The sequence below is a fragment of the Melaminivora alkalimesophila genome, assembly GCF_000282995.1.
Taxonomy (GTDB): Bacteria; Pseudomonadota; Gammaproteobacteria; order Burkholderiales; family Burkholderiaceae_C; genus Melaminivora; species Melaminivora alkalimesophila.
In genome coordinates, this window is sequence record NZ_ALEE01000415.1 from 1 (window position 1) to 6914 (window position 6914).

A 6914-nucleotide genomic window follows, 5' to 3' on the forward strand; every position below is an offset into this window, starting at 1 on the left:
TACCGGCGGGGCGCCGCGCGCAGCTCCTCTTCGGCGCCCAGCGCCACCACCGCGCGCTCGGCCCGGCGGGCCACCGTGCGGCACACATGCGCCTGCGCCGCTGCGCGCGTGCCCGCCGGCAGGATGAACTCCAGCAGGCGCGGCAGCTGCGCGTTGTAGTGCGCCAGCGCCTCGTCGAGCTGCGCCAGCGCCTCGTCCTTGAGCAGCTCGAAGCCCGGGATGGACAGCTCGCCGCCCAGGTTGAACAGCTGGTGCTGCACGTCGACGAGCAGCTCGCGCACGTCCTCGGGCAGCGGCTCGCACAGCAGCAGCCCGATGTGCGAATTGAGCTCGTCCACGTCGCCCATGGCGCACGGCCGGCCGCTCGCCTTGGACACGCGCGTGTTGTTGCCCAGCCCGGTCGTGCCGTCGTCCCCGGTGCGCGTGGCGATCTGTGTCAGGCGGTTACCCATGGCGCGATGTCCTTTCCTTTGCCAGCCGATCGCGCCATTGTGCTGCAGCCCCTGGGCCAGCGGGCGCGACAGCCCGCAGGCTGCGCGCTTCCTACAATGGGCCGACAACCCACCCCCTGCCCGCTTGCCCGGAGATTCGCATCGCCATGAACGCTCCCACCTCCTTCCACCAGCTGCAACCTGCGCCGCGCCCGGTGCCCGAAGCCTTCCTGCAGGCCCTGGCCGAGCGCTTCGGCAGCCAGTACAGCGCCGCCCTGGCGGTGCGCGAGCAGCACGGGCGCGACGAGGGCTCGCTACAGGCGCCCCCGCCGGCGGCCGTGGTCTTTGCCGAGAGCACGCAGGACGTGCAGGACGCCGTGCGCCTGGCCGCGCAGTATGGCGTGCCAGTGATCCCCTACGGCGCGGGCTCGTCGCTCGAAGGGCACCTGCTGGCCGTTCAGGGCGGCATCAGCATCGACATGGGCCGCATGAACCGGGTGCTGTCCGTTGACGCCGACGACCTCACCGTGACCGTACAGCCCGGCATCACGCGCAAGCAGCTCAATGAGGCGATCAAGGACACGGGCCTGTTCTTCCCCATCGACCCCGGCGCCGACGCCAGCATCGGCGGCATGGCCGCCACGCGCGCCAGCGGCACCAACGCCGTGCGCTACGGCACCATGCGCGAGAACGTGCTGGCGCTGGAGGTGGTCACCGCCCGTGGCGAGGTGATCCGCACCGGCACGCGCGCCAAGAAGAGCAGCGCGGGCTACGACCTCACGCGCCTGATGGTGGGCAGCGAGGGCACGCTGGGCCTGTTCACCGAGGTCACCGTGCGCCTGTACCCGTTGCCCGAGGCGGTGAGCGCGGCGATCTGCTCGTTTCCCACCATCGAGGCCGCCGTGCGCACGGTGATCCAGACCATCCAGCTCGGTGTGCCGATCGCGCGCGTGGAGCTCATCGACGCCAACAGCGTGCGCATGGTCAACGCCCACAGCAAGCTCCGTCTGCGCGAGGAGCCGCTGCTGCTGATGGAATTCCATGGCTCGCCCGCCGGCGTGCAGGAACAGGCCGAGGTGGTGCAGGACATTGCGCGCGAATGGGACGGCAACGCGTTTGAATGGGCCACCACGCCCGAGGAGCGCACGCGCCTGTGGACCGCGCGGCACAACGCCTACTTTGCCGCCGTACAGAGCCGCCCGGGCTGCAAGGCCATCAGCACCGACACCTGCGTGCCCATCAGCCGCCTGGCCGACTGCCTGCTCGACTCCGTGGCCGAGGCCGACGCGAGCGGCATCCCCTACTTCCTGGTGGGCCACGTGGGCGACGGCAACTTCCACTTCGGCTACCTGCTGGACCCGGCCGTCCCCGCCGAGCGCGAGACAGCCGAGCGGCTCAACCACCAGCTCGTGGCGCGCGCGCTGCGCCTGGGCGGCACCTGCACCGGCGAGCACGGCGTGGGCGTGCACAAGATGGGCTTCCTGGTGGACGAGGCCGGCGAGGGCGCGGTGGAGATGATGCGCGCCATCAAGCGCGCGCTGGACCCGCAGAACATCCTCAATCCGGGCAAGATCTTCGCGCTATAGCCTGCACCGCGGCGGCCGCGCGGCCACTCCTGATTCAATAGCTGCAAGCGCTTGCTGCATAAGCGCTAGGGCCTTTTTTACCCTTGTTTTCCGCACAACGGGCCCGAGCGCGCGGGCAATAAAAAGCCCAGCCGGTCCGCGGCTGGGCTGGGGGCAGGCGCTCCACCACCCGGCACCACGCGGACCACGCCGCGCGGCACCGGCGTGGCTTCAGGCGCCGAACAGCTTGTTGGCCGTCTCGGCCACCAGACGGCCCTGGAAGCGTGCGCCGTCCAGCTCGGTCGCGCTGGGCTGGCGCTGGCCCTGGCCGCCGGCGATGGTGGTCGCACCGTAGGGGGCGCCGCCCACCACTTCGTCCAGCGTCATCTGGCCCTGGAAGCTGTAGGGCAGCCCCACGATCACCATGCCGAAGTGCAGCAGGTTGGTGATGATGGAAAACAGCGTCGTCTCCTGCCCGCCGTGCTGCGTGGCGGTGGAGGTGAACGCCGCGCCCACCTTGCCGTTGAGGGCGCCGCGCGCCCACAGGCCGCCCGCCTGGTCGAGGAAGCTGCCCATCTGCGAGGGCATGCGGCCAAAGCGCGTGGGCGCGCCGACGATGATCGCGTCGTAGTTTTCCAGCTCGGCCACGGTGGCGACGGGTGCGGACTGGTCCAGCTTGAAGTGCGCGGACCGGGCGATCTCCTGCGGCACCGTTTCGGGCACGCGCTTCACGTCCACCGTGGCACCGGCAGAGCGCGCGCCTTCGGCGACGGCCTGCGCCATGGTTTCGAGATGGCCGTAAGTCGAGTAGTAGAGAACGAGTACCTTGGACATGACTTTCCCTTTTCAAGAACGCTTGTGCAGCCACAAGCAGCATGGCAGGCAGCGCGCGCAGCACCCCGCCGCCTTCATGGGCCAGCACACGGTGGCACCCCGCTCCAGCAGGCTCCACCGGCACTGGTTCGATCTCACTTAACCACCCCGGTCCTGCGCCGCGCGGTGCGCGCGCACCCGGGCAGCCAGGCAGCGCACGTAGTCATCGCGGATGCCCAAGAGGTCGAGTTGGCACGCCAGCTGGTCCAGGTAGTCGCGGTTGCTGCCCACGCTGCCCTGCGCGCTGGCGATGATGGCCGCGGTGTCGTCCAGCGACAGCCCGCCGCGGTGCAGCGGGTGCGCGGTGTTGGCGGACAGCACCAGCGCGCGCACACCGCCCTGCGGCGTGTGCAGCGGTTGAAAGCCCGGGCAGTAGCTGCCGTGGATCATTTCGCGCCGCCACAGCATGCGCGACTCGCGCTCCAGCAGCGCCTGCGGAATGCGGAATGCCAACCCCTCGCAGTCACCCACGCCGCGCTGCAGCGTGAGCACCAGCCCCGGGCTGTCGGGTGTACCGCGGCCGATCGTGGTGGCCAGCGCGAAGCGGCGCGCATGGTCCGCGAGCCGGGCGCGGCGCACCTCGTCAAAGTGGATGGCGGGGTTCCACATCAGCGAGCCGTAAGCAAACACCCAGAGGTCGCACCCCTCGCTCTGCGCCAGCACGGCCTGGCGTGAGCGCTCGACCACGTCATCGGGCAGCCGCCAGTCGGCGGACAGGCCCTGCTGGCGCGCCTGCGCATCCCAGGCGGCGAGCACCTCGTCGGTCAGGCGCAGCCCGCTGGCCTGGGGCGGCGTGAGCCGTCCTTGCAGTTGGGGGAGGTGCCTGAAGGCGTGGGGTTCCATGGTTGGGGTCGAAGCAGAACCGGGGGAAGGAGCGGGCCCGTACGCTGGAGAACGGCGCGGCGGCGCGCCGCTCTTCACTGCGGTTCACTGTATTTCGCATCCACCGCTTGATCAATGGGCCAGAGCGCATCACACCGTCCTGCATAACGGCCGAATGCAGGCTGCGACGAACGCTTGCCGCCCCGCGCCCAGCGGCAGGGGAACCGCCAAGCCGGTATGCGCGGCGCAGGGCTTGCCCTGGAGGGCGCGCCATCGCTCCTGTTTCAATAGCTGTTAGCGCTTGCTACGTATGCGCTGGAAGCCCCCGGCACCTATCACGCAGCCTGCGCCTGGCGCCGTGCCACGCCACCGCCCACCAGTGCCGCCGAGACCACACTCAGCACCAGCGCCAGGGCCGAGCCGTAGAAGATGTCGGCGGTCTGCCCGCGGTCCAGCAGCACGCCAAACAACGGCGCCGCGACGGAAAAGCCCAGGTCCAGCCCCGAATACACCGTGCCGTACACGCGGCCCGTGGCGCCGGGGGGCGCGGCGCGCTTGATGAGCATGTCGCGCGACGGGCCGGCAATGCCCACGCCCATGCCCGCCAGCGCCGCCACGGCCAGCGCCACCGTGCCGGGCAGTGCGCCCAGCCCCACCAGCACCAGCAGCGCGGCGGAGGCCATCAGGCAGATGCTGATGGTCTTTTCCAGCCGCACCACGCGGCCCACGAGGAAGCCCCCTATCACCATGCCCACGGCGCTGCACAGCATGTAGCCCGTGACCACCATGGAGGTCAGCGACAGCGGCATGTCGTACATCCGCTGCAGCGCCGGGGCGGCAAAGCTCTGGATGGCGCTGAGCGAGCAGGTGCTCCAGAAGAAGAACGAGAAGCACAGCCACACGGCCGGCAGCTTGAGGAAGGCCATGGGGTGTTCCTGCGCGTGCGCGCTGCCCGTGGCGCCCTTGGCCGGCGCATGCGCCCAGGCGCCCTGGCGATCGTCCAGCGCGTCGCGGTTCCACACCATGACGGCCAGCACCACCAGCGCCAGCGCACCGCCGCTCAGGCAGGCCATGCGCCAGGATCCCGTGGCCGTGGCGATGCCCGCCATGAACAGCGGCGCGGTGGCCCAGCCCAGGTTGCCCGAGATGCCGTGCACCGAGAAGCCGTGGCCCAGCCGCGCGGGCGACACACGCTTGTTAAGGATGGTGAAGTCCACCGGGTGGAACGGCGCATTGCCCAGGCCCGCCAGCACCGACGCCACCACCAGGCCGAGGTAGCCGCTGGCGCTGCCCGCGGTGAGGCCCGCCAGCGCAAAGCTGGCCAGCGCGGCGAACAGCACCGGGCGTGCGCCCACGCGGTCCACCAGGAAGCCCGACAGCGCCTGGCCCACTCCGGAAACCACAAAGAACACCGAGACCAGCAGCCCCAGTTCGGAATAGCTGTAGCCGAACTCCGCGATCAGGAAAGGAAACAGCGGCGGCAGCAGCAGGTGAAAGAAGTGCGAGGAGCCGTGCGCAAGGCCGATCAGGCCAATGGTGCGCGCGTCCTGGCGCAGGGTGGGGACAGCAGTCGTCATGGGCATGATCTTAGGCAAGGCAGTCGCGGCCGATATACGATAGTCGGCCAATTGCTGTCGTGATCATGCCAAGCCCGTCCCTTCCCCGCCCTGCCCCGCCGCCTGCCGAGCCCGTCGCGGCCAGCACCGCCGGCCGCGCCGCGCGGCCGGCGCGCGTGCTGTCGTACGTGGAGTCGCTCACGCCGCACCTGTTCGTGCCCAGCCGGGAGCGCCCCGTGCGCGCCAAGCACCGCGAACTGCGCGCCGACACACAGGTGCGCCCGCACAGCCATCCCTGGGCGCAGGTGGCCATCTCCACCACGGGCGTGCTGCGCCTGACGGTGCCGCGCGGCACCTACATCGTGCCGCCCTCGCGCGCGCTGTGGATCCCCCCGGGCGTGGAGCACGCCGTGACCATGGTGGAAGACGCCGACCTGCGCACGCTGTACTTCTACCAGCCGCCCGGGCGCTGCGGCCCCGGCGTGGCCCGCGCCGACGAAGCGCCGTGGCGCCAGTGCCGGGTGCTGGAGGTCTCGCAGCTGCTGCGCGCCTTGGTGCGCGAGATGCCCACCGCCGCCGACGGCGAGCCGCTGCCGCCTGAGCAGCTGCGCCGCGAGCGCCACCTGAGCGCCTTGATCCTGGACGAGCTGCGCCGCGCCGCCAGCGTGCCGCTGGGCATCGACCTGCCGCACGACAAGCGCCTGCGCCAGCTGTGCGAGGCCGTGCTGGCCGATCCCACGCGCCACGAGACGCTGGCCGAGTGGGCGCGCGGCACCGGCGCCAGCCCGCGCACGGTGGCGCGGCTGTTCCGCCAGGAGCTGTCCAGCACCTTCACCCAGTGGCGCCAGCAGGTCATCCTGGCCCAGGCGCTGGCCTTGGCGGCTCGGCGCCGGCCCATCAACCAGATCGCCGCCGAGCTGGGCTACAGCAGTCCCAGCGCCTTTTCAGCCATGGTGCGGCGCGCGGTGGGCATGTCGCCGGGGCGCTTCCTGGGCTCGCCGCAGTCGTGAGGCGGACGTGCTTTTGTATGAAAAACGGCTCTAGCGCCCGTCAATTCTGCGCAAGCAGCTATCAATTGAGAAGCATCAAAGTCCTACACCCATTCCGCCATCCAAGGGTTTTCCCTGACGCTTGGCATGGAATGGATCAAGGCGCCGGCCGCTCCTAGTCCCCATGATTTCCACGGCCGAGTCGCGCTACAACCAGTGGGTGCGCGATCACTACCGCTTCCTGCTGCGCAGCGCCTGGGCGCTGACGGGCTCGCGCGCGCTGGCCGAGGACGTGGTGCAGGACTGCTTTACCAGCGCCTGGCGCCACCGCGACCAGCTGCGCGACGCCAGCCTGGCGCGCGCCTGGCTGTTCCAGATCATGCGGCGCCACGCGCTGCGCCACCTGCTGCCGCAGCAGCCGCTCCAATACAGCGCCGACGACCCGGCGCACGACGTCCCCGCACCGCCCTCGCCCATCGACGACCGGCTGGACGTGGTCAAGGCGCTGGCCCGCATCGCCCCCATCCACCGCGAGGTGCTGGTGCTGTACTACTTCGACGACATGTCCACCGCGCAGATGGCCGAGGCGCTGGACATCGCGCCCGGCACGGTGCTGTCGCGCCTGGCCCGGGCGCGCGATGCACTCAAGGCCGCGCTCGGCCCGGCGCCGGCTGCCAG

The 6914-nt window shown here is 70.7% G+C and carries 7 protein-coding genes; 3 read left to right on the forward strand and 4 right to left on the reverse strand.

Features of this window, described 5'->3' with window-relative positions; translation table 11 throughout:
- A partial coding sequence (locus A612_RS08010; RefSeq protein ID WP_019373985.1) for a cob(I)yrinic acid a,c-diamide adenosyltransferase occupies window positions 1-452 on the reverse strand: 452 nt, incomplete at its 3' end.
- Window positions 453-598: 146 nt separating this feature from the next.
- Here A612_RS08010 and A612_RS08015 point away from each other — a divergent pair.
- On the forward strand, window positions 599-2017 hold the full coding sequence (locus tag A612_RS08015; RefSeq protein WP_019373986.1) for an FAD-binding oxidoreductase: 1419 nt from the start codon (window positions 599-601) through the stop codon (window positions 2015-2017).
- A 210-nt stretch (window positions 2018-2227) separates the two neighbouring features.
- Here the strand turns inward: A612_RS08015 and wrbA are convergent, their stop codons facing one another.
- From wrbA to A612_RS08030, 3 genes are all read right to left on the reverse strand, one after another.
- On the reverse strand, window positions 2228-2830 hold the full coding sequence (gene wrbA / locus A612_RS08020; protein WP_019373987.1) for an NAD(P)H:quinone oxidoreductase: 603 nt from the start codon (window positions 2828-2830) through the stop codon (window positions 2228-2230).
- A gap of 138 nt (window positions 2831-2968) precedes the next feature.
- Window positions 2969-3712: a gamma-glutamylcyclotransferase gene (locus A612_RS08025; RefSeq protein WP_019373988.1), complete on the reverse strand. Its 744-nt coding sequence runs from the start codon at window positions 3710-3712 to the stop codon at window positions 2969-2971.
- A 314-nt stretch (window positions 3713-4026) separates the two neighbouring features.
- Window positions 4027-5274, reverse strand: a complete 1248-nt coding sequence (locus A612_RS08030) for an MFS transporter (RefSeq protein WP_019373989.1) — start codon at window positions 5272-5274, stop codon at window positions 4027-4029.
- A gap of 59 nt (window positions 5275-5333) precedes the next feature.
- Here A612_RS08030 and A612_RS08035 point away from each other — a divergent pair, with 59 nt between their 5' ends.
- Together A612_RS08035 and A612_RS08040 are read left to right on the forward strand one after the other, a co-directional pair.
- On the forward strand, window positions 5334-6257 hold the full coding sequence (locus A612_RS08035; protein ID WP_040436348.1) for an AraC family transcriptional regulator: 924 nt from the start codon (window positions 5334-5336) through the stop codon (window positions 6255-6257).
- A gap of 163 nt (window positions 6258-6420) precedes the next feature.
- Window positions 6421-6914 (forward strand): RNA polymerase sigma factor (locus A612_RS08040; protein ID WP_019373991.1); only part of this gene is annotated, 494 nt, incomplete at its 3' end.